Genomic DNA, 22,473 nt, shown 5'->3' with positions numbered 1-22,473 from the left:
TAAGATGTTTTTTTTAAATCTCGATAGATTCAACGATAATGTTGCTATAATAAGCGGGTCAGAAGAGATTACATATAGGGAGCTTGCAAAAAAGATAAATAATAATAGTGCTTTGAAACTTCCTTTTAAATCATTAGTATTTATAAAGGCAAGTAATGACTTAGAGACGATTGTTGCTTATTTGAGTAATTTAGTTGCAGGTAATATTATATATCTATACGACAGTAATAATAAATCAGTAGTTAATAATTTAATTGATATTTATAACCCTAACTATCTATTTGAAAATGGCGAATATACAACACTACATAGTGACAAGTTATCTTTGCACTCCGAAACTGTACTGCTACTTTCTACTTCTGGCAGTACTGGAACTCCAAAGTTTGTTAGATTAACTGGTTCAAATATTGATAGTAATGCCGCAGCTATTGCTGATTATTTAGAACTAAGACCTTCAGATAGAGCTCTGTTGCATTTAAAGTTACATTACTCTTTTGGGTTGTCAATACTGAATTCGTATATGTCAGTTGGAGCTTCAGTAGTTCTTACAAATACCACTGCTATGGATGCGAGCTTTGGTAAGCTTATAAATAAACATAATATAACTAGTTTCTCAGGCGTTCCATTTATATTTCAGACTCTTGATAAGGCTTCCTTTGATTTGAGCCAGTACCCTTCTTTAAGGCAAATAACCCAAGCTGGCGGGAAGATGTTTAAAGATGATGTACTAAGGTGGAGTAAAGAATCCATTAAAAACGAAATAGAATTTTTTGTTATGTATGGGCAAACTGAAGCTGCACCGAGAATATCTTATTTACCTCCTAAGTATGTAGAACAGCACCCAGATTCTATAGGGGTTGCAATTCCCAATGGAGAAATTTTACTAGTTGATGATAAAAAGAATATTATAAGAGAGCCTAATGTCGAAGGGGAGCTTGTCTATCGTGGTCCAAATGTTATGCAAGGCTATGCCTCATCTTTAGATGACTTGGCCAAAGGCAAGGTTGTTTCAGAACTATATACTGGTGATATAGCGAAATTTAATGAATTAGGGTTGTTTACTATAGTAGGGAGGAGTTCACGTTTCGTTAAGTTATTTGGTATCCGCATCAACTTGGACGATTTAGAAGAGTATTTTAATACCCTAGGTCAGGATGTTATTTGTACCGGTGATGATACTAAAATTATTGTAGCACATACAGGAGTATCAAACCCAAATGCTGCTATAAGTAAACTTTCAAAAAAAATAAACATACCTGAAACATGTTTTCAAAATATGCAACTAAAAGTGATGCCAATCCTTTCTAATAATAAGGTGGATTACAAAGCTATTAAATCTTTAGCACATAAAAATAATAAAAATTATTTTAGAATATTTAAATTTATTTTTACTAAGTCTTTTTGGAAAGATTACTTTAAAGAACTTTTCACTACACTAGGGTTTCTAGATAAAAGCTTAACTGTTAAGAAACTTTTTTTTCGCGAATTCCCAGATAACACCAGTGAAACAGCTTCATTTAAAGAACTAGGCGGTGATTCTATGACATATGTAACAATAAGCATGGAATTAGATGAGATAATAGGTTTTCTTCCAGAGCGCTGGGAGTCATTAAGTATAAAAGATTTAATCGAATTAGAGTCTAAAGGAGGAGAGCTATGAAAACAATGGATGTGAACTTATTTATAAGAGCTTTAGCAATTATTTCTGTTGTTTTTAACCATGCCTATATAGATAGGTACTATGAAGCTTATGGTTCGGTTGAAGATGTTTTTTTTGGTTTATCTTTAGCTGGAGGAGCTAATGTTTTATTACTAATATCAGGCTTTAACTTTGCTGAATTTATAATGAGTAAAAGTGATGTTTCATCCTTAAAAATCTCATTGGTTGGGTTTGCAAAAAAAATAGCTATACCTTCTTTACTTTTAACTGTTTTTTTCTTTGTTATTTTATCAAAATTCAATATATATGAATTGTTATTTATTAGGAATTTCATAGATAATGATAGAATCTCTAAGTTTCCAATATGGTATCCTCAGGTGATGCTACAGATGCTTTTAGTTCTTTATCTTATTTTACCATTGGTATTTGGATTTATTCAGAGCAAACCGTGGGGTTTATCCTTATTATTTTTAATGATTACTATTTCCTCAGCTATAATTGGTATTTATACATTTGAGCTAGATATGCTTAAATATAAGGTACCACAATTGTACGCATGGGTTTTCGTAATGGGGTGGGTTTTTTATTACGCAAAAGTTAGTGAGTCACTCTCAAAGAAGGTCTTTGCTTTTATAATATTAGCTCTTTCATGCATATTAATAATAGGCCCATATGACCTTAATTTTTATTGGCTTTGTTCCGCAGGGTATTTATTAGTTTTTTATAAAACTATTATTATTGGTAAGTTTTTAAAAAAAATACTTACTATAGTAGCTCAAGCAACTTTTATAATTTTCTTATTTCATCGATTTTTCTTTGAAGTATTAGAAAAGTTATCTCCCTTTAGTTATGGATATTTAACCTTATTCTTTTTCGGTATTTTTGCATCCATAATTTTGTGGGCATCTGCTACTTCGTTTAGTAGGATTTACAAGAGAAACTTAGAGAGCGTTGGATAATTAATGAAGATACTAATGTTGACATGTCAATATATGCCAGATGTATTTGGTGGTGCTGAAAAACAATGCGGGCGAGTTTCTAAAGGGATTCAAACTGAGGGAGTTAGTGTACATATATTAACATCACGCCAAAAGTTAAAAGGCAATGCAAATGAGGTAATGAACGATGTACCTGTAACGCGTTTATATTCGCCAATAGGGCCTGACTTACTTGGTCGCTGGTTACCCTTTTCGGTATATTGGTTAATGCGGGTATTAATTTGGGGTACGTTTAATAGTAAAAGCTTTGATGTAATACATTGTCATCAAGGTAAATTTGGTGCTTTTGTGGGTTGCTGCTTGGCGCGCATATTCAAAAAGCCAATATTAATTAAGGTAGGTAACTCTAACCAGTTCATGGATTTCAAAGCATTAAAAGCTAAAAAAGTTATTGGGCCAATAATGGCTGACTTTGTATTAAAAACTAACCCGACGGTAGTCGCAATATCGGATGTTATCGCACAAAACTGTAAAGAGTTTGGCTTTAAAAATATTATTAATATACCAAACAGTATTGATAAAAGCTTGATTAAAGCTGATAGCTCATTTTCTGATAGTAAAAACGATTCTGTAATAAATCTTTTTTATCATGGTAGGTTAGAGCAAATTAAAAAAGTAGATGTACTAATGGAAGCATTTGCATTGCTTACTAAAAAGCATGATCAAGTGCATTTTCATTTAATAGGCAGTGGTAGTGTATTACCCGCAGCAAAAAAATATATTGAAGCAAATAACCTGCAAAACAAAATAACATTTTATGGTGAGGTTGACGATCCGGTAAATTTTATTAAGCAATTTGATATTTTTGTAAATGCCTCTGAGGCTGAAGGATTTTCGAACTCATTACTTGAGGCTTTATTAGCTGGAAAGGTATTGGTGTCGACACCTGTGAGTGGAGCAAGCGATGCCATATTTACAGATAAAAACGGTTACATTGCTACAGGTTTTAGTGCGGCTGAAATTGCTAAAAGTACAGAAGATGGTATTGCATTACATTATAAAAATAGTGGTGAAGTACGAACTTTTTCTGAGCAATTAATAGCATCTAACTTTACAGTAGATGTAATAGCAAAAGAATACGTAAAGCTTTATAAAAAATTACTTGGAGCTTCATAGATGAAGGTTTTAATAGGGATGACGCGTTCGGATACTATTGTATCTGGTTCATTTAAACATATTTGCCAAATTGGCGAAAAGTTTAGAGACGAAGGTGCAGAGGTTGTATACGTATTAGGTGGCAACGGCGATGCTATAACTAAATTACGATCGGCTGGCTTTAAAGTGCATGCTTTAACTAATTTAAAAAGAGATTTAAGCCCACTTAGCGATATTTGGTCATTGTTAAAATTAATATGGCTAATTACTTCAGAAAATCCGCAAGTTTGTTCTTGGCATACGGCTAAAATAGGTGCGCTTGGGCGTATAGCTGCAATGCTTACTTTTAAGCGATCTTATTATGTTCCGCACGGTGTGCCTTTTGTTAATACACCTGAAAATAAAGGCTTTAAAAAATATGAGCGACTTGAAAAGCTGCTATCGTATTTACCTTCAAAAATTATAGGTGTGTGCGAGTTTGATAAAAATGAGTATTTACGAATAGGCGTGCCCGACAAAAAGTTGTTAGTGATACGAAACGGTATGCTTGGTAAATTTAACGATACGTGGGAGCTAACCGACAAGCCCGTTAATTTTATTACCGCAGCCCGTTTTGAAGATCAAAAAGACTACACTACGCTTGCTCATGCATGTAACTCTTTATTAAGCCAAGGCAAACCCTTTATCTTAAGTATATATGGCGATGGCCAGTACGAAGCTAAAGTAAAGCAGTTGTTTGCTCACTTTCCTGTAGGGGTAATAAACTTTTGTGGCGTGGTTGACAACTTTGCCGAAAAACTAACTCAAGCTGATGTATTTATACTCTCTAGCTTTTGGGAAGGCTTACCACGAAGTATTATTGAAGCTATGGCATGTAAAAAAGCGGTGGTTGCATCTGATGTTGGTGGTTGTTCTGAGCTGATAATAGAGGGTGAGTCGGGTTATTTAATTCCTATTCGTGATGCATCTACAATGGCTATTGCCATGGGTAAATACATTAATAATAAAGTTAAAACAGTGTCACATGGTGATGTTGCTTACAAGCTATATAAGCAAAAGTATTCCTTACCTGTAATGTTAGAGAGTTACGCAAAACAATATGGTGTAATAAAAAGTGGTGCAAATAATTAATATGCCAATTAAATTATCTCTTATATGCCCTGTTTATAAAGTAGCTGAATTTATACCTGATTTAATGCAAAGCTTACTGCAAGGCGCTAATAGCGACCAAGTTGAGATTATTTTTGTTGACGACTGCTGCCCTGAAAATTCAATTAGCCTTTGTGAGAGCTTTATTTTAGAGCATAAATCAAGCATAAAATTTAATTCTACAATAATTAAGCAACCCAATAATAAAGGCCAAGCTGCTGCCCGTAATGCCGCATTGCTCATTGCAAAAGGTGAGTATATTGGCTTTATAGATTCTGACGATGCAATTGCCTCCAATTATTGGAACGCACTGTCATCTTATGTAACAGCGGCAACAAATGACATAATTGAATTTAGTTTTGAAGAGTTTACTTCTGTTATGCCAGCTAGTGCTTCTTTGGCATTAGTAGAATTAGAGTCATCAAATTTAAACCCGTTCCATAGTGGTTTTTTTGTTTGGACTCGCTTATACAGAAAAAGCATGTTAGATGGTCTTACTTTCCCCGAAGGTATGATTTACGAAGATGTTTTTTATAATGTACAGGCTTTTTCTAAGGCAAGTACAACAGTGAAAATATCTTCTGTTTTGGTTTACTACAGAAAAAGAGCGGGTTCTACAACTAGTATACGCACTTCTACTTATTCTCATTTATTACTCAACTTAGTTAACTCAGTTAAAGACACTATTGAGCTTTTCGATCATAAAAACATTGTTACTGCTGAGGTTGCTAGGTTCTCTTTACTAACAGTATTAAAAGGTTCTAAAATTAAAGATAGGACAGACAGACATCTATTTTATAGGCAATGCTTAAAAATAAATGATTCGTTTAAACCCTTGTTCCTTAAATATAATGATTCTATTGTTGAACGTTTAAAATTTAGTTTAACTTATTTTTGCTGTTTCATTGGGCGAGTTTTTTAATTTAACTGTGTATTTAAAATTAAAGCTTATTATGGATAATAAATGAAAAAAATAGTGCACATTACTAATGATCTTCAGCGTCTAGGCGGTGTTCAGCGTTTGCTTGTAGATTTAATGACGCTACAAAACGATGACTTTAAGTTTGAAGTTATTTTAACTCGTGGAAAAAACGAATACGTTGATGAGTTAAAGGCTTTAGGGGTAGAGGTATTCCATAAAAACGACTTAGGTTTTTTAGGTGTTATAAAGCGTTTAAATGCAGCGGATTTAGTCCATACTCATTTATACCCGTCAATCTATATTGCGTATTTTACGAATACACCAACAGTGGTTACAGAGCATAACCCACATTATAGGCGACGAGATTTGTCTTTTGTAAAAACCCTTGAAAGTATTATTTATAAAAAATTTAAAAAAATTATCTGTATATCAGAGGGCGTTAAAACAAAATTTTTAGAAAGTATTAGAGCAAGCAGCTCAAAAGCTTATGTTATAAATAATGGGGTTAATTTGGAGCGATTTTCTCAAACTGCTAAAACTCTGAGTGCTGACGCTAAAGTGATTAATATAGGCATGGTTGGTCGTTTTGCACCACAAAAAGATATAAAAACCTTAATAAAATTAATGACCTTGCTTGATGAACGATTTGTACTTAATTTAGCGGGCGATGGCGAACTAAGGTCAGAATATGAAGTTTACGCTTTAAGCATAGGAGTAAACAATAAAGTTAAATTTTTAGGCCAAGTTAACGATATACCCACTTTTTTAAACTCACTAGATATATATATACAATCTTCCCACTGGGAAGGGTTTGGTATTGCAGTAGTAGAGGCAATGGCAGCCGGGTTGCCATCATTTGCCACTAATGTTAAAGGTTTAAATAATGTAGTTGTTGAGCAAGGTTTATTTGAAGTGGGCGATGCACACACATTAGCCGATAAAATAAATGTTTTGGTTGATGATGCTAATTATTATAATGAGCAGTCTGTAGCTGCGTTAAAAAAGGCAGCGAGCTTTTCAATTAAAAATACAGCTATTGAGCACACCAAAATTTATAAAAGTGTATTAAACAATGTTTAGTATTAAAGTTAAAAACCTCGAATATGTGCTTTTAGTGATTAGCGCGATGGTAATACCAATGTATTTCACTGATTTTAGGTTAGAAAAAAGTAGTGTAAAAATAAGGCTCTCGGATGTTTTAGCCTTATTTTCTATTTCTATTTTTTTATTCCTGCTATTAAAAAACAAAATAACTATTAAGTACCCGGTTGGTTTTAACTATATATGTATTTTTGTAACTTATTGTTTTTTTAATGCGCTAGTTCAAGTGGGATTAACTAAAGCTATTATTGCAACCGTACAGTGGGTGCTAATTCTTTTTACTTTAGTTGTGGTATATACAAGTGCGGTTAAAAACCCTGAAAAGTTCAGGGCGATTTTTATAAAAACTTTATTAGTTATTTGTTTTTTTACGCTAGTCTATCATTTAATGCATGGGCACTTAACACGCTATAAGCTTTTAGGCGATGCTAAATACGCCTTTGCATTAACGGGGGTAATACTTATAAGTTGCGCTTATTACTTTGACGATAAAAGCTACTTAAAACCATTGATATTTCTATACCCAGTGATATTACTCTCTCTAGAGCGGAAAGGGATTTTAGCATTTCATATGGTTACTTTTTTTTATATTTTTATTACTTTAAAGTCGTTAAATAAATTTATAATATCAGCCTTGTGTAGCTTAACTGTACTGCTATTAGCATTATTTTATGACTTATCGTTTTTAAATAGTTTTACTTTTTTTGAATACTCAGATCTCGAAATGCTCTACCTAGATGAAGAGCAAGCTTTGTGGGTATCTAATCTGCACAGGCAATCTTTAGTTACAAATGGCTGGGATATATTTACCACGCATTTTATTTTTGGTGTAGGGCCAAAAATGCTACAAGTGTATATGAGTGATTATTATATAAACCAAGGACTTGCACTTTATACACATAATGTTTTTTTAGATACTTTAATTGAGCAAGGGTCAGTTGGCTTGTTTTTATTACTTTTACCTTATTTGGTTTATATTACCCGAGGTTCTGGGTTGAAAAATAAAAAAGATAAAACGATATTTTTTGCTTTTTGTTTATACTCCATTTTTATGTTGTTTTTTATGTCTGGTGGTGCTCCATCTATGGTGATTTTTTACTTACCAATTTTTAAAGCTTTTATTGCTAATAAGATGAGTGATTAACTTGTTGTATTTAATTAAATATTTAACAAAGTGGAGTGGCTAATGCCTACTTTATCTGAAGACCCGGCAATAAGAAGTTTATTAAATAGGATGCCCCAAGGTGTACAAAACAGCTTTACTGAAGAGCAATTATCTCACCTAAAAATAGCCATTGGCGCTAGGCAGTGGGGAGTTCATGCTGTAGATTGCAGAGGTGTTGTTAGATTATTTAAGTACAGATATTACTTTGTGTTATTAGCCGGTCGAAATAGGCGGCAATTAAGTGCTACCGAAAAAAAAGCCTCAGCCATAGCCCAAGCTACTGTAGTAACATTAGGCTTTTTTATAATGTTATTATTTATTTATTTATTAAAGTCAGCGTTAGGTATCAACCTGTTTGATGGTTTTTCATTAGGTATATGGAGTTACGTTAAAAGTTTATTTTTATAACATTGGGGTAAACAAAAACTTAAATATTTATTTTTGTTTATATATGTTTTTATTTTATTAATAGTGAGTTAATTTTATTGCTTGCTGTTACACTATTTTTAGCTTTTTAAAAAAACTGCATTATTGAATACAGATAAGTAATACGTTATCATTTTACAGCTATGTGGGTATTTATCCACAGCACTTTACTTAGGGACTAAAAGTATGAAATCGTCAAGGACGTTTAAGCCATCTAGCTCATCCGATGCTAATTTTTATCGTTTGTTCGATATTTTCGCGTTATTTTTAGCCTTTCAATGCTCAGCACTCTTTTATAGTTTTGAACTAACAGCCCATTATATGGTGGCTGTTTTAACCGTTGCACTAAGCTTTTTATACTGCGCCGAAATATTTTCTGCTTATCGCTCTTGGCGTGCAGGTAAATTTAAAACCATGGTTTTGTGTGCATGGGGCTCTTTATTTGTTGCCTTTAGTATTCTATTCGTCATATCTTTTATGTTTAAGTTTACCGAGTCGTTTTCGCGTATTGGTTTAGGCTTATGGTTTTTGCTTAGTGTAGCTTATTTGTATATATGGCGCTTTGGGGTGCAATTATATAAACGTAATCGCCGTAGTTTAGGCATGAACTTACGTAACGTTGCAATTGTAGGTGCCACAGAGTCTGCCGTTTATTTGTATGACGAGATTGAAAAAAACGATGAGCTTGGTTTTAAGTTTTTAGGCTTTTTTGATGATCGTAAACCAAAACGTTTATTTAATAATGTAAAAACGTACGAAATATCCGGAACTATTCAAAATGCCATATGTGCCGCTCGCGAAGGTAAAATTGACATACTTTATATAGCACTCCCAATGAAAGCCGATAAGCGTATAGCCGATTTATTACTACAACTTGGCGACACCACGGTAGACGTGCATTTTATACCTGACTTTTTACTTTCGAACTTAATACATGCCCGGGTTGAACACGTTGGCGATGTAGACACGCTAAGCGTTTTTGAATCTCCTTTTATAGGTGCTCGTGAGTTTATTAAACGCACCGAAGACATAATAGTATCGTCGATTATTTTACTGCTTATATCCCCTATGCTTATTGCTATAGCGTTTGCTGTTAAGTTCACCTCTAAGGGGCCTGTAATTTTTAAACAAGACCGATATGGGCTTGATGGGCGTAAAATTAAAGTATGGAAATTTCGCTCAATGTCGGTAACTGAAAATAGCGCAGTAGTTACTCAAGCAACTAAAAACGATGCCCGTATTACAAAATTAGGTGGTTTTTTACGCCGTACTAGCCTTGACGAGCTACCGCAATTTATAAACGTGCTAAAAGGCGATATGTCGATAGTAGGGCCACGCCCGCATGCCGTTGCCCACAACGAAGAGTATCGTAAAAAAGTTGAGTTTTACATGTTTAGGCATAAAGCTAAACCCGGTATAACCGGTTGGGCACAAATTAATGGCTGGCGCGGCGAAACCGATACGCTTGATAAAATGGAAAAACGCGTTGAATACGATTTACATTACATAAAGCATTGGTCTTTATGGTTAGATGTTAAAATTATTTTGATGACAATTTTTAAGGGATTTAAAAATGCAAATGCATACTAAAAAATCAGTTATACCTTGTGCTGTAGTTTTACTGTCGGCAACGTTGTCAGATCCTGCATTGGCTGAATTTACGCCGGGCAGTTTTATGACCAAAGATGGTGCCGAAATTACTCCGGTTTTGCAAACAGGCCTAAGCGTTAACGACAACATTTTTAATACACCAACCGATGAAGAGTCGCGTGTGATTTGGACTATTTCGCCTGGGGTTGCAGCAGTAATAGACGATGGGCCAGACAGCTACAAACTAAACGTTGGCACCAGTAGCTCTTTATATAATAAAAATTCTGTTGATAACTTTACTCAAGTTAATTTGGGTGCAGGTGTACATAAAGAGCTTACCAGCCGACACGTTTTTGATATTAACGGCACGGCTGATTGGCTATATGAACCACGAGGTGCTGGTTTAACGCAAGGCTTGGGCGATATTGTTGACGAGCTAATAAAGTATCAACAGCAAGATATTACTGGTACTTATCAATTTGGTTCGAAAACATCTAAAGCCCAATTAGAGTTGGTTTCTGGCTTTTACAGTAAAAAATATCAAAATTTTAGAGCTACATCACAATTTCGTGATTACGATAAAACGTTAGTTGGCGCAAAAGGGTATTACAACACACAAGCTGCAACACGCATGTTTGTAGAGGTAACCCGCGATGACTACCGCTACGACGTTTTAGAGTCTAGTGGTGTTTCACGTAACTCTGACGATACTAAAGTACTTTTTGGTATGGAGTGGGAAGCAACGTCACTTACCTCTGGCACCTTTAAACTTGGTTACCAAAATAAAGACTTTGACGATAACCAACGTGAGAGCTTTAGTGGTCTAAGTTGGGAGGCTGGCGTTACTTGGCAACCTTTAACTTACTCTACATTTGATTTTACAACCAGTAGGGCAGCAACCGATCCACTGCTAGAAGGCGATTACATCAAAGAAAGCACCTATGGCATAAATTGGACGCACGATTGGAGTGATTATTTAGCCTCAGTAGCGAGTATAAGCTATATAGATGAACAATATACTGGCGATATTGGGCGTAATGATGAAACAAAAAGCGCTCGGCTTGGCTTTAATTATAATGCTAATAACTTTGGTTTAATTTCGACTTATGTTGATTTTATTGATAAAAACTCGAATCAGCCATTAATCGAATTTGATCGTGTAAAAATTGGTATTAATTTTACGTTTGCTTTAAAGGCTAATTAATGAACTGTAAACTTTTTTTTAGTGCATTGTGCTTTTTATTTAGTTCAACTTGTTTTGCACAAGCGGCACAAGATTATGTATTGGGCCCAGGTGATAAAGTAGTAATAAAAGTATTTGGTGAGCCCGATTTAGAGGTAACTGTATTGTTAGGTAATAGCGGTGAGGTTAATTACCCATTTTTAGGATCGCTTAAACTTGCTGGGTTAACTACTTTTGAGGTTGAAAAGTCAATTACTACTGGCTTACAGCCTGATTATTTAAAAGTTCCTAGTGTATATGTGCAGGTTGTTGAATACAGGCCCTTTTATATACATGGTGAGGTTAAATCTCCTGGCGCTTACCCTTATCAGCCAGCTATGACAGTTAATCAAGCTGTTGCATTGGCGGGCGGCTTAACTGAGCGGGCATCAACTGATAAAATTTATATTTTTAAAGAGCAAACTAAGCAGCAGCAACAAAAAGGCACCCTTAATAGCCAAATTGCAGCAGGCGATACAATAAAAATAGAACAACGCTTGTTTTAAGCAGTTTTAAAGGCAGTAAATAATGAATAAGTTCGAAAATAATTCAATTGATAACGAAGATGTTATTGATTTCTCTGTTTATCTAAAAGTTATACAACGCGCTAAATGGCGTATTATTGGCTTTTCGGTAGTTGTTACGTTGTTAACAATAATGTTTGCTTTAACTCTGATCCCGCAATATAAGGCCTCCGCTACTTTACTTATTGAATCCGAGCAATCTAAAGCGGTTAGTTTTGAAGAAATTTATGGCCTTGATACCACAAAAAAAGAGTATTACTTAACGCAATTCGAAATACTTAAATCTGACAGTATTGGCCGAGAAGTAATTACCAAGCTTAACTTAGAAGAACACGGCGATTTTATTCCTAAGCCTAGCTTAATGGGCGAGATTAAAGGTTATGTAAAAGGTTTACTGCCTTTTTTAAATAAAAACGAAGAAAGATATTTATCTGGAGAAGAAAAAGCAGATCAAAAAATGCTTTTTTTACTGAGTATATACAAATCTAAGCTAGGTATTGAACCTATCAGAAATACTCAACTAGTAAACATAAGCTTTGAGTCGAGCGATTCCGCCTTAGCCGCTTTAGTTGCTAATACTATAGGTGAAGTTTACATTGATAACCAAATGCGAGCAAAAATGGGGATAACTCAACAAGCCTCTAATTGGTTAAACTCGCGGTTATCGCAACTTCGTATTCAGTTAGACGACTCAGAAGAGCGTTTGCAAGACTTTCGAGAAGATCAGCACCTTATTGATATTGAAGGTATAGCAGGCCTTGCAACACAAGAACTTGAGCAAATATCGGCTCAGTTAATTGAAGCGCGCAACGGAAAAAACAAGCTTGAGAGCATTAACCGAGTTATAGCCGAATACGGTAATAACAATCTTGAGTTATTAGGTAGTATGCCTGAAATAACATCACATAATGTTATTCAAAACGTGAAACGTGACGTAGTTACCGTTGAACGTAAGTTAAGCGAGTTAAGTGAGGTTTATGGCCCTAAACACCCTAAAATAATATCGGCCAGTGCTGAGCTTATTACTGTTAAAAATAACCTTAATAAGCAAATTAAAGGCCTAATTACGGGTATTGAAAAAGAGCTTAATAGGGTCACAAGAACAGTGAGTGCACTCGAAAATGATTTAAGTAATATAAGAGCGCGTTACCAAGATATTACCCGTAAAGAAACTCAATATAACCAGCTAAAACGTGAAGTAGAAACAAACCGCAATATATTTAATACGTTTTTATCACGCTCTAAAGAAACCGAAGTAACAAGCGATTTTACCTCTGCTGCAGCACGCTTTACCGATCGAGCTTATGCTCCAAATAACCCAAGTAAACCTAATAAAAAGCTTATTGTTGTGCTTGCGTTTGTAGCGAGCTTTATTTTTGCAATAGTTATGAGCTTAATCTTTGATGCCCTTAACGATACCGTTAAAACAAAACCAGACGTAGAAAGCAAATTAGCTCAGCGAATGCTCGGCCTATTACCACAGGTAAGCTTACCTAAAAAAAGTGTATTGCCTATGCATGCATATCTTGACGAAACATATAGGCGCTTTGCAGAATCAGTACGAACGTTTCGTACCAGTTTACTTTTAACTCAGCTTGATAAACAGCATAAAATAATTGCTGTTACCTCTACATCGCCAGGTGAAGGTAAAACAACAACATCTTCTAATTTGGCTATATCTTTAGCTCAAATGGGTAAAGTATTGCTAATTGATGGTGACTTACGTAAGCCAACTATTGCTAAGCGATTTGAAATACCGGTTTATCACCCTGGTTTAACAAATTTAATAGTGGGTACAGAAGAGCTTAGTGAATGTGTTCATATTGATGAAAAGTCCGGTGTAGTAATAATGCCAAGCGGGCAAATACCAAGTAACCCACTTGAGTTGTTATCAAACATAAAATTTACACAGTTGATCGGACACCTTAAAACTCAGTACGACCATATAATTATTGATACACCACCAACACAAGCCGTGAGTGATGCATTAGTAATAGCACAAAGTGCTGATTCGGTAATATATGTTGTAAAATCAGATGTTACCCGTATTAAACCAATTAAGGCTGGCCTTGAACGGTTATTTGAGATAAAAGTACATGTAGCCGGTGTGGTGCTTAATCAGGTGGATATGAGTAAGTCTAACGATGAACACAGCTACGGCTACTACGATTACCATGATTACTCACAAAAACCTGAGCAACCAACAGCTTAAAACGAATGATAGATATACATTCTCATATACTACCAGGGCTTGACGATGGCCCTAAAGACTTAACGGAGTCTTTAGGGCTATTAAAAATTGCACAAGCCGATGGTATAACCCACATGGTAGCTACTCCGCACATTCATTTAGGCAGATTTAATAACGCGGCTTCCCATATTTATGACGACCTAGCTGTTTTAAAAGCAAAGGCATTAGTAAATAATATTGGTATTAAATTAGCTGTTGCAGCAGAGGTTAGGCTTGATGTAGAGCTAATGACCTTGGTTATGAGCAAAAAACTGCCGTTTATTGGTAATGTAAATGGTGCTAATTATGTATTACTGGAGCTACCGCATTCACACGTATCGCAAGGGTACGATAAGTTTATTACGTGGCTTGATAAAAAAAATATTAAAACGATTATTCCGCATCCAGAACGTAACCGCGATATACAAGCTAAACCCTTTTACATAGAGCGTTTAAAGCAATTAGGTTGTGAATTTCAGTTAACCGCGTCAAGTATTGAAGGCGAGTGGGGCGAACAAGCAAAAGCTATTAGTGTTGATATGCTTAAAAGTGGGTTAGTGAGCTATGTTGCGAGCGACGCGCATTCGGTTAAACGCAGGCCACCTATTTTAAGTAAAGCTAGGCAAATTGTGAGTGATTTAATGGGGGCAGATAAAGCCCATGAGTTGTTTGTAACAAATCCATTTAATTTAACGGCGTCATTATTTGATGAATAACACCAATAAGCTTATTAAGCAGGTTCAAATAGTTGTGCTTGTACTAATTACATTAGCGATTTGCTTTTCAAGCTTTCAAAGCATGCGCGCTAACGCTTGGTATTTTAATGCTGTTAATACGTTAAAAGGCAGTGCTAATAATTACTCCCAGCAAAATTTACAATCAGCACAAGATGCTATAAACCTTGCCAGTTCGCTTGAGCCTACACATCCGCACTATTTGCAGTTAATGGCTCATGTGCAAATGCTCAAATTAGCTGCTGGTACAGATAAAACCACCGATGTTTTAGCAATTTATCAACAGGTAGAGGAATTACTTTTACAGTCGGTAGCGCTGCGCCAAAGCTGGCCAGAAACCTGGGTTGCACTAGCACAAGTTGTTAGTTACCAAGAAGGGCCAAGCGAACGTGTTTATGAGTATATTCAGCAGGCTAAAAAGGTAGGCCCTTACAAGTATGATGTACAGTTAGGTATTATTCAAATTGCGCTAATCAACTGGCAACAGCTCCCTCCTAAATACAAAGTGTTATTCGTTAACGAGCTTAAACTTGCAGTTAAGCATGGCCATAAATTTACACGCGCGTTTGAAGTTGCTAAGCAAGTTGAGGCATTGCATATTCTATGTTTATCGCTTAAATTTGGCCGTCATTATGAGCCGATTAGAACCAGCTGGATGTTTAAAAAACATTGTAACTAGTTTGGCTTTGAATGTGTTGAGCTTGTTTACGTTAAAGTAAAAAACCAATTGCTCAAAGAGAAGAGAATAAGGAGTAAATGAGAAGTCATCAAGTAAGCTATTCAACGAACTGATTTATAACTTCTCTAAAAGCGCTGCTTTTTGCCTACTAACATTTGCATAGGCAAAAAGATGCCCAGAGTGATTTAGGGAAAACTCTGGGCTATAGATTGGCTCACTAAGAGCCTTGCGCTAACTAAAAAACACTTTCTGGATTCTTAGGGAGAAGAAGAAAGTAGCTAAACTATAGTAAAGCTTTTAAAAGATGCATAACTAATTTTTCTATTTGGTTACATTTGATAACAAAGGATTGGATTGATTATGGGTTTCGGTGTTTTTTAAGTGCTGTTTTAATTTTAAGGATAATATCATGTAATTTACGGACCAAGGGCCATAGCTGTAATTGATGGCGTGTTACTTCATTTTATGCAGCTTGGTTGCCAGATGGTTTTACTGGGGTTGATGTGTTTTTTCCATCTCAGGTTTCTTAATGACCGGTATAATATTTTAAGGATTAGAGCAAAAACTTTTTTATAATTCGATTTTATGACGTGCGAATACATTTTTGAGTGATGGTGATCATTTGACAAGAGACTTTAGTATTTTGATAAAATCGTAAATAGAATGAGTACACTTCAACATTTTGTTTCTCAATGATTACTAAGCCATATTATACATAAAATAAGGCTTAGTAATTTTGCTCATTTACGACTTATTTTTCTTGTTTAAATTTAATCCCCAGAGTTCTATGTATTTATAAGTAAATTTCGATGTAATGATGACTGTTGCTAAAACTATTAAAACTATTAGGTTGTTTATATATGTATTACCAACATCTATATATTTTAAAGAGTTTATAGTTTTTACGAACTCAATCCCCGTAAGCTTTTTAAAAACAAGGGTTGTTGCTGCTACAAGAAATAATATTGCTGCGTGGGTCATGTATATTGAGTAAGAAAGTTGCCCAGTAAGTTGAAGTGGTTTTATTTTTAAAATCTTAGATACAACACCAGCTTCAAAGGAAAAGAGCAATACTGTAATCAAGAAAAGTAATGGAGCGACAATAAGCTTTAATTCAAATTGTGCCTGAACAATAAACACAATACTTACTAACAATGCACACTCAAAAATACTTCCCAAGGTATATGGGATTTTTATGTGAGAAATGTTTCTATAAACACTGTAGGCGATGGCGCCTCCAAAAAAACAAGATAGTCCACTTAGGACTTGTTTAGTGAGTAACTCTGAGTGAAAGTAGATAAGTGTAAACGCAAATAGGGATGCAGTTAACCATGTAAGTAATTTAAATTTGCTAAATAGAGTGACTGTGAAGAAGAATAAGAAGTAAATGTAAAACTCAATACTTATACTCCATGAAGGAAAATTAAAAGAAAGGTGTTCTGTATATGGCGTCCAAGACTGTATAAGAAGTAAATTTGGAATGATTGCATATACCGCTGTTTTGTCTGAAAAAGGCTCTCCGTTAAATGATACACCAAAATTAGTGGCTAATAATTTTAATAATTCAAAAGCGATAAATACCATTAATATAAAAAAGTGCAGAGGATATATCCTAAAGAACCTAGCTTTACAATACGACTTGAAGTTTAAGCTTTCTTTAAAACCATAGCCGTGGGCAAGAACAAAGCCACTTAGTATAAAGAAAAACTCTACAAACACTCCACTTCCTTGAAAGAACTTTAGCTCAGTTATCGAACCAACAATATGCATGTGATACAAAACAACTGATATTGCACACAGTCCTCTAAATGCGTCTAGAGCTTCGAATCTTTTTTTCATTTTATTCCCTTAAAAATATTTAGGTTACACATAATATTGCATTCAGTGTTTCAATAAAACATTAAACTAGTGGTCCCCAGCTTATTAACTGCGTATTCTGCACTAGATCTCGTGGTAGTGAGTTTTTGATCTTATTTTTTTGCCATTTACCCAGCCCGATAGGGCAACCACACAGTGTTAATATTACTTCCCCTATTGTTTGAGTTGCTTCAGTTAAGCGTATATCTTTACCTTGAAAATAATCATTTGCTTGCTCGTTATTTAACGCGTAAATATTAGTTTTACACTCATTGCCAAATACGGTTGCATACTCGTGCGTTAGTCTCACGCCATTTTTATGAATAATGCCAATTTGAATACCTAAACGTGCGTACTTAATCTTATTTTGTATGGCTTCAAACCCTTCAGGGAACAACCATAGTTCTTTATCACGCTGCATTAAATTACCTGGCAGGGTAGTTATCCCAAAGTGTTTTTTAAGCGACTGCATAAACGCGGCACTTTGTTTTTTATCAAACTCGTTAAATGGGAATGCACCTTTTTTAACTGTTTGATTTGGGTTATTGCAACTTGCGTGTTTTTTAAATTTAGCAATAAAAAAGCCTTCGCTGTCGAATGTTTGCGGCCATACATGTAAATAGCCTTCAGCGGTAGTGGCTTTACTTGCACCTTCAAATAAATCACTTAGTGACTCAGGCTCTATATAGTCGCCAAATTCACTGAGTAAATAATCGCACACTTGTTGATTTTCGAGCGGGGTAAGTGTGCAGGTTGAATACACTAATGTGCCACCTGGCTTTAATGCATAAAAAGCGCTTTTAATTAAGTCTTTTTGTACTTGGGCTATTTGTATGTTTGATTCTATGGACCAATTTTTTAGTGCGTCGGCGTCTTTACGTACCGTGCCTTCGCCAGAGCATGGCGCGTCTAGCAATATGCTATCAAAGCATTCAAACATGTAGTTGCCAAATATAACGCCATCAAAGTGCGAGAGCGCACAGTTACCAACCCCCATACGTTTGAGTGTAGCGCTGAGTACCTTTAAACGAGATGACGATAGCTCATTTGCAACAAGCACGCCTTGGTTATTCATAAGTGCTGCTAGCTGTGATGTTTTAGAGCCTGGTGCTGATGCCATATCAAGCACGGTGTTACTTTGTAAGTCTGAGTTTTCAATACTTTGCTTTAATGCGATAGGGGGCAGCATTGAACTTGCTTCTTGCACGTACATCGCACCACTTAGGTGTAAGTCGGTATTACCTAGGGCTAGGTTTTGCTCTTCATTGCTTGGGCGCTCTAACCAAAAGCCTTCACTGCACCATGGGATTGGGGTTAGCAGCCAATTTTTTTCATTGGCACGTTTTACAAATTCTTCAATGCTAATTTTTAATGTATTAACGCGGATAGATTTTCTGAGCGGCCTGCGACACGCATTTAAAAAGTCATCTAAGTTTAGATGCGCTGGTAAATAGGTTTTTACGTCATCAATAAAGTGCTCAGGAATAAAAGTGTTGGCGTTCACGCGTTAGCTCATACTATAAAAATAAAGCGCGATAATAGCATTTATATAATGCATTTTCAGCGCTTAAAGACGTAACATCTGATTTATTGCGCTGTCGACACTTCACTGTTTTAGTCCATTCTAAAACCATTTTTATGCGACTTTAGGTTAATGGTGTCGACAATAGGTGTGTTTTTTAGCCATTTTGATAGGTATAAGGGTTGACATGATTTTTTAATAAGCCCATAGTAACCACATTAATTGTCGACAATCTAAAAAATAACTTATGACACACACATTTTTAAACGAAGCGCCTATAACTACCGCATCAGATCAAGTATTTGTAGATATGCGCCGTGAGATTGTTGAAGGCAGCATAGTTCAAGGCAGTAAAATATCAGAGCCTGAACTTGCCAAGCGTTATGGTGTAAGCCGTGCAACGCTTAGAGAGGCGTTAAATCGCCTAGAAAGTTGCTACCTTGTTGAGCGTAAAGCTAACGTAGGTTGCCGAGTAGTTGCCCTTACCGCTGAACGCTTGATTGAAGTTTACCAAGTTCGTAGTTCGCTTGAAGGCTTGGCATGTAGGCTTGCTGCCGACAATATGGAACCCGAAGAAGTAAAAGGCTTAAAGCAATTACTTAATCAGCACCTACAAACACAGCGTGTTAAAGAGGGCGAATCTTATTATCAAGAAGCCGGCGATTTAGATTTTCATTACCGTATTATTCAAGGCAGTAAAAACGCGCATTTAATTCATTTACTGTGTAATGAGCTTTATCAACTAATACGCATGTACCGTGTACAAATGGGCATGGTGGGGCCGCGTGTATCAAAAGCGTTTGATGAGCATTTAGCTATTATTAACGCGATTGAAAACCACGATGGCGAACTGGCCGAAATGCTTATGAAGCGCCACATAAGCGCATCGCAAGCAAATATTCAAACCAAATTCGATGTATACCAATCAATATGAGTATTCGAACAATTTAACGGATTAAATCGCTCTATAACGTCGTTAAGAATTTTTTATTTAGAACCACTAAACATAAAAATTATTGCCTAGTTACAGAACGATTTTCTTATCGTTAAATAGACCTCATACGCATACAGATTGATATTAGTCGCAAAAAACAGAAGCTGCTAAAAGCTAAGTAGAGCAGTTAAACAGTCACAATTACAGATTAAAACTATAAGTTACTCCACGTAGCAACCGTTCAAAGTTAGGAGAAAGTAATGTCAGCAGGATTAAAATTTAAACACGCTATTGCCAATAACCGCCCTTTACAAGTGGTAGGTACTATTAACGCCTACACAGCGATGATGGCTGAAAAAATGGGTCACCAAGCTATTTACCTCTCAGGTGCCGGTGTTGCAAACGCTTCGTTTGGTATGCCTGACTTAGGTATGACAAGCCTTGATAACGTGCTTGAAGATATTCGTCGTATTACGGGTGCGAGCGATTTACCACTACTTGTTGATGCCGATACCGGTTGGGGTGGGGCGTTTAACATTGCACGCACAGTAAAAGAAATGACTAAAGCGGGTGCGGCGGGTTTTCATATAGAAGACCAAGTAGCGCAAAAGCGCTGTGGTCATCGTCCTAATAAAGAAATTGTAAGCCAAGGTGAAATGGTTGACCGCATTAAAGCGGCTGTTGATGCAAAAACCGATAGCGATTTTTATATTATGGCGCGTACCGATGCATTTCAAAAAGAAGGTTTAAACGCCGCGATAGACCGTGCAGCTGCCTGTGTTGAAGCCGGTGCTGACGCTATTTTTGCAGAAGCCGTACACGACCTTGCTGATTACCAAGCGTTTGCAAAAGCGATTAACGTTCCAATTTTGGCAAACATTACTGAGTTTGGCCAAACACCTATTTACACAAAAGAGCAGTTAAGCAATGTAGGTGTTGAAATGGTGCTTTACCCACTCAGTGCATTTAGAGCCATGAACAAAGCAGCGCTAAACGTGTATTCAGCAATTTTAAATGAAGGCTCACAACAAAGCCAAATTGAAAATATGCAAACGCGTTCTGAGCTTTACGACTTTTTAGATTACCACACGTACGAGAACACACTCGACACCCTTTTTTCATCAAAATCTGACAAATAATAATTTGGGCGTATTAATCTTTAGTGGTTGAATTTACAGCAGTATGTTTGGTGTTTAGGCAAGGCAGAGCCTATGCAGTGTGGTTATTCCACATAAATAGGCGATAACGCAGCATAAATACCAAACATGCGCTGCCCGTCGGGTTCTTTCTAGGGACGATTATCTCTTTGTTGCTCGGTTTTTACTTAGTCCACTAGGTTACAAACCTCGCGCCGCGACTTAATCGCCCCTAGATTGAACAAATTCCAATCTACAAAGTTCAATACGCCCAACAATCACACACAAATTTAAGATAGGAGAAAATCATGGTAGATAAAGCATTAGGCGGCGCGGGTTTACGCGGACAAGTGGCTGGTCAAACAGCATTGTGTACTGTTGGGCAAAGTGGTTCTGGTTTAACGTATTGTGGTTACGATATCAGTGAACTTGCCGAAAAAGCGCAGTTTGAAGAAGTGTCTTTTTTACTTTCACGTGGTGAGTTACCAACCACAAGCGAATTGGCAGAATATAAAGCAAAACTAAAAAGTTTACGCGGCTTACCTGATGCGCTTAAAACCGTGCTTGAAAATATTCCTAAAGACGCACACCCAATGGATGTAATGCGCACGGGTTGCTCAATGTTGGGTAACCTTGAAATGGAGCTTGATTTTAGCCAAGCTAATGATGCAATCGACCGTATGGTTGCTGTGTTCCCAAGTATTATTTGTTACTGGTACCGCTTTACACACGATGGCGTACGCATTGAAACACAAACTGATGACGACTCAGTTGGCGCACATTTTTTAAATTTATTACACGACAAAGCACCTAGTGAATTGTTTGCACAAGTGATGAATGTATCACTAATTTTGTACGCAGAGCACGAGTTTAACGCCTCTACCTTTACAGGGCGTGTGTGTGCATCAACGCTTTCTGATATTCATTCTTGCGTAACTGGTGCGATTGGTACGCTACGTGGTCCATTACATGGTGGTGCTAACGAAGCGGCAATGGATATGATTCAAGGTTTTACAAGCGCTGAACATGCCGAGCAAGAAATTATGGGCATGCTTGAACGTAAAGACAAAATAATGGGCTTTGGTCATGCGATTTATCGCGAATCTGATCCGCGAAATGTAATTATTAAAAAGTGGTCTGAAAAACTAGCCAATGAAGTAGGCGATACCGTACTTTACCCTGTGTCTGTTCGTTGTGAAGAAATTATGTGGCGCGAGAAAAAGCTGTTTTGTAATGCCGATTTTTTCCATGCATCTGCTTATCACTTTATGGATATTCCGACTAAGTTATTTACGCCAATATTTGTAATGAGCCGTGTTACGGGCTGGACTGCACATGTAAAAGAGCAGCGCGCTAACAACCGTATTATTCGCCCAAGTGCCGATTACACAGGGCCTGATGCACGCAGTTACACACCAATAGAGTCACGTTAAAAATGGGTGAGCACGCATGTGCTCACTTTTTTATTGCACATAGCCACTAGCGAGTAGTTTTTCTCAAACTTTTTATTAAACACGCTAGCTGTGAGC

General features: G+C 36.3%; 19 protein-coding genes. 17 read left to right on the top strand and 2 right to left on the bottom strand.

Going from position 1 to position 22,473, the window contains the following annotated elements; translation table 11 throughout:
* The first annotated feature begins 4 nt into the window (after positions 1–4).
* The 14 genes from QT16_RS18650 to QT16_RS18585 all read left to right on the top strand — a co-directional run bounded on the left by QT16_RS18650 (position 5) and on the right by QT16_RS18585 (position 15,495).
* Positions 5–1,660: an AMP-binding protein gene (locus QT16_RS18650; RefSeq protein ID WP_039490021.1), complete on the top strand. Its 1,656-nt coding sequence runs from the start codon at positions 5–7 to the stop codon at positions 1,658–1,660.
* Positions 1,657–2,619, top strand: a complete 963-nt coding sequence (locus tag QT16_RS18645; protein ID WP_039490018.1) for an acyltransferase family protein — start codon at positions 1,657–1,659, stop codon at positions 2,617–2,619. The genes QT16_RS18650 and QT16_RS18645 overlap by 4 nt, the downstream gene beginning before the upstream one ends.
* 15 nt (positions 2,620–2,634) lie before the next feature.
* On the top strand, positions 2,635–3,774 hold the full coding sequence (locus QT16_RS18640; protein WP_161792781.1) for a glycosyltransferase family 4 protein: 1,140 nt from the start codon (positions 2,635–2,637) through the stop codon (positions 3,772–3,774).
* Positions 3,775–4,884, top strand: coding sequence for a glycosyltransferase family 4 protein (locus tag QT16_RS18635; protein ID WP_039490015.1), 1,110 nt, complete (start codon positions 3,775–3,777; stop codon positions 4,882–4,884).
* 1 nt (position 4,885) lies between these two features.
* Complete coding sequence (locus QT16_RS18630; protein ID WP_152609352.1) at positions 4,886–5,824, top strand: glycosyltransferase family 2 protein; 939 nt, start codon at positions 4,886–4,888, stop codon at positions 5,822–5,824.
* A 42-nt stretch (positions 5,825–5,866) separates the two neighbouring features.
* The gene (locus QT16_RS18625) at positions 5,867–6,904 is read left to right on the top strand and encodes a glycosyltransferase (protein ID WP_039490010.1); all 1,038 of its coding nucleotides are present in this window, start codon (positions 5,867–5,869) and stop codon (positions 6,902–6,904) included.
* 247 nt (positions 6,905–7,151) lie between these two features.
* Positions 7,152–8,069, top strand: coding sequence for an O-antigen ligase family protein (locus QT16_RS18620; protein ID WP_238719457.1), 918 nt, complete (start codon positions 7,152–7,154; stop codon positions 8,067–8,069).
* A gap of 42 nt (positions 8,070–8,111) precedes the next feature.
* Positions 8,112–8,498 carry a hypothetical protein gene (locus tag QT16_RS18615; protein ID WP_039490007.1) on the top strand — a complete coding sequence of 129 codons (387 nt, stop codon included), beginning with the start codon at positions 8,112–8,114 and terminating at the stop codon, positions 8,496–8,498.
* Between the two features lie 204 nt (positions 8,499–8,702).
* Positions 8,703–10,106 (top strand): undecaprenyl-phosphate glucose phosphotransferase, encoded by a 1,404-nt coding sequence (locus QT16_RS18610; protein WP_039490005.1) that lies wholly within the window; start codon positions 8,703–8,705, stop codon positions 10,104–10,106.
* Positions 10,090–11,310 (top strand): outer membrane beta-barrel protein, encoded by a 1,221-nt coding sequence (locus QT16_RS18605; RefSeq protein ID WP_082007366.1) that lies wholly within the window; start codon positions 10,090–10,092, stop codon positions 11,308–11,310. The genes QT16_RS18610 and QT16_RS18605 overlap by 17 nt, the downstream gene beginning before the upstream one ends.
* Complete coding sequence (locus QT16_RS18600; RefSeq protein ID WP_039490003.1) at positions 11,310–11,834, top strand: polysaccharide biosynthesis/export family protein; 525 nt, start codon at positions 11,310–11,312, stop codon at positions 11,832–11,834. Before QT16_RS18605 ends, QT16_RS18600 begins: the two co-directional genes overlap by 1 nt.
* 22 nt (positions 11,835–11,856) lie before the next feature.
* Positions 11,857–14,064 (top strand): GumC family protein, encoded by a 2,208-nt coding sequence (locus tag QT16_RS18595; protein ID WP_039490001.1) that lies wholly within the window; start codon positions 11,857–11,859, stop codon positions 14,062–14,064.
* Between the two features lie 5 nt (positions 14,065–14,069).
* Entirely contained in the window at positions 14,070–14,798 is a 729-nt protein-coding gene (locus QT16_RS18590; RefSeq protein WP_039490000.1) for a tyrosine-protein phosphatase, read from the top strand.
* Positions 14,791–15,495, top strand: a complete 705-nt coding sequence (locus tag QT16_RS18585; protein ID WP_039489998.1) for a VpsP family polysaccharide biosynthesis protein — start codon at positions 14,791–14,793, stop codon at positions 15,493–15,495. Before QT16_RS18590 ends, QT16_RS18585 begins: the two co-directional genes overlap by 8 nt.
* Before the next feature lie 744 nt (positions 15,496–16,239).
* Here the strand turns inward: QT16_RS18585 and QT16_RS18580 are convergent.
* Both QT16_RS18580 and rsmF read right to left on the bottom strand, forming a co-directional pair.
* Positions 16,240–17,334 (bottom strand): acyltransferase family protein, encoded by a 1,095-nt coding sequence (locus QT16_RS18580; protein WP_039489996.1) that lies wholly within the window; start codon positions 17,332–17,334, stop codon positions 16,240–16,242.
* A 61-nt stretch (positions 17,335–17,395) separates the two neighbouring features.
* Positions 17,396–18,856 carry a 16S rRNA (cytosine(1407)-C(5))-methyltransferase RsmF gene (gene rsmF, locus QT16_RS18575; protein ID WP_039489994.1) on the bottom strand — a complete coding sequence of 487 codons (1,461 nt, stop codon included), beginning with the start codon at positions 18,854–18,856 and terminating at the stop codon, positions 17,396–17,398.
* Between the two features lie 265 nt (positions 18,857–19,121).
* Here rsmF and QT16_RS18570 point away from each other — a divergent pair, with 265 nt between their 5' ends.
* From QT16_RS18570 to prpC, 3 genes are all read left to right on the top strand, one after another.
* The gene (locus QT16_RS18570) at positions 19,122–19,808 is read left to right on the top strand and encodes a GntR family transcriptional regulator (RefSeq protein ID WP_007582477.1); all 687 of its coding nucleotides are present in this window, start codon (positions 19,122–19,124) and stop codon (positions 19,806–19,808) included.
* Positions 19,809–20,068: 260 nt separating this feature from the next.
* Positions 20,069–20,947: a methylisocitrate lyase gene (gene prpB / locus QT16_RS18565; RefSeq protein WP_039489991.1), complete on the top strand. Its 879-nt coding sequence runs from the start codon at positions 20,069–20,071 to the stop codon at positions 20,945–20,947.
* Between the two features lie 305 nt (positions 20,948–21,252).
* Positions 21,253–22,377: a bifunctional 2-methylcitrate synthase/citrate synthase gene (gene prpC / locus QT16_RS18560; RefSeq protein WP_039489990.1), complete on the top strand. Its 1,125-nt coding sequence runs from the start codon at positions 21,253–21,255 to the stop codon at positions 22,375–22,377.
* Positions 22,378–22,473: the final 96 nt, after the last annotated feature.

This window comes from Pseudoalteromonas distincta (assembly GCF_000814675.1).
GTDB classification, from domain to species: Bacteria; Pseudomonadota; Gammaproteobacteria; order Enterobacterales; family Alteromonadaceae; genus Pseudoalteromonas; species Pseudoalteromonas distincta.
This window is presented reverse-complemented; position numbering and strand designations above follow the sequence as displayed.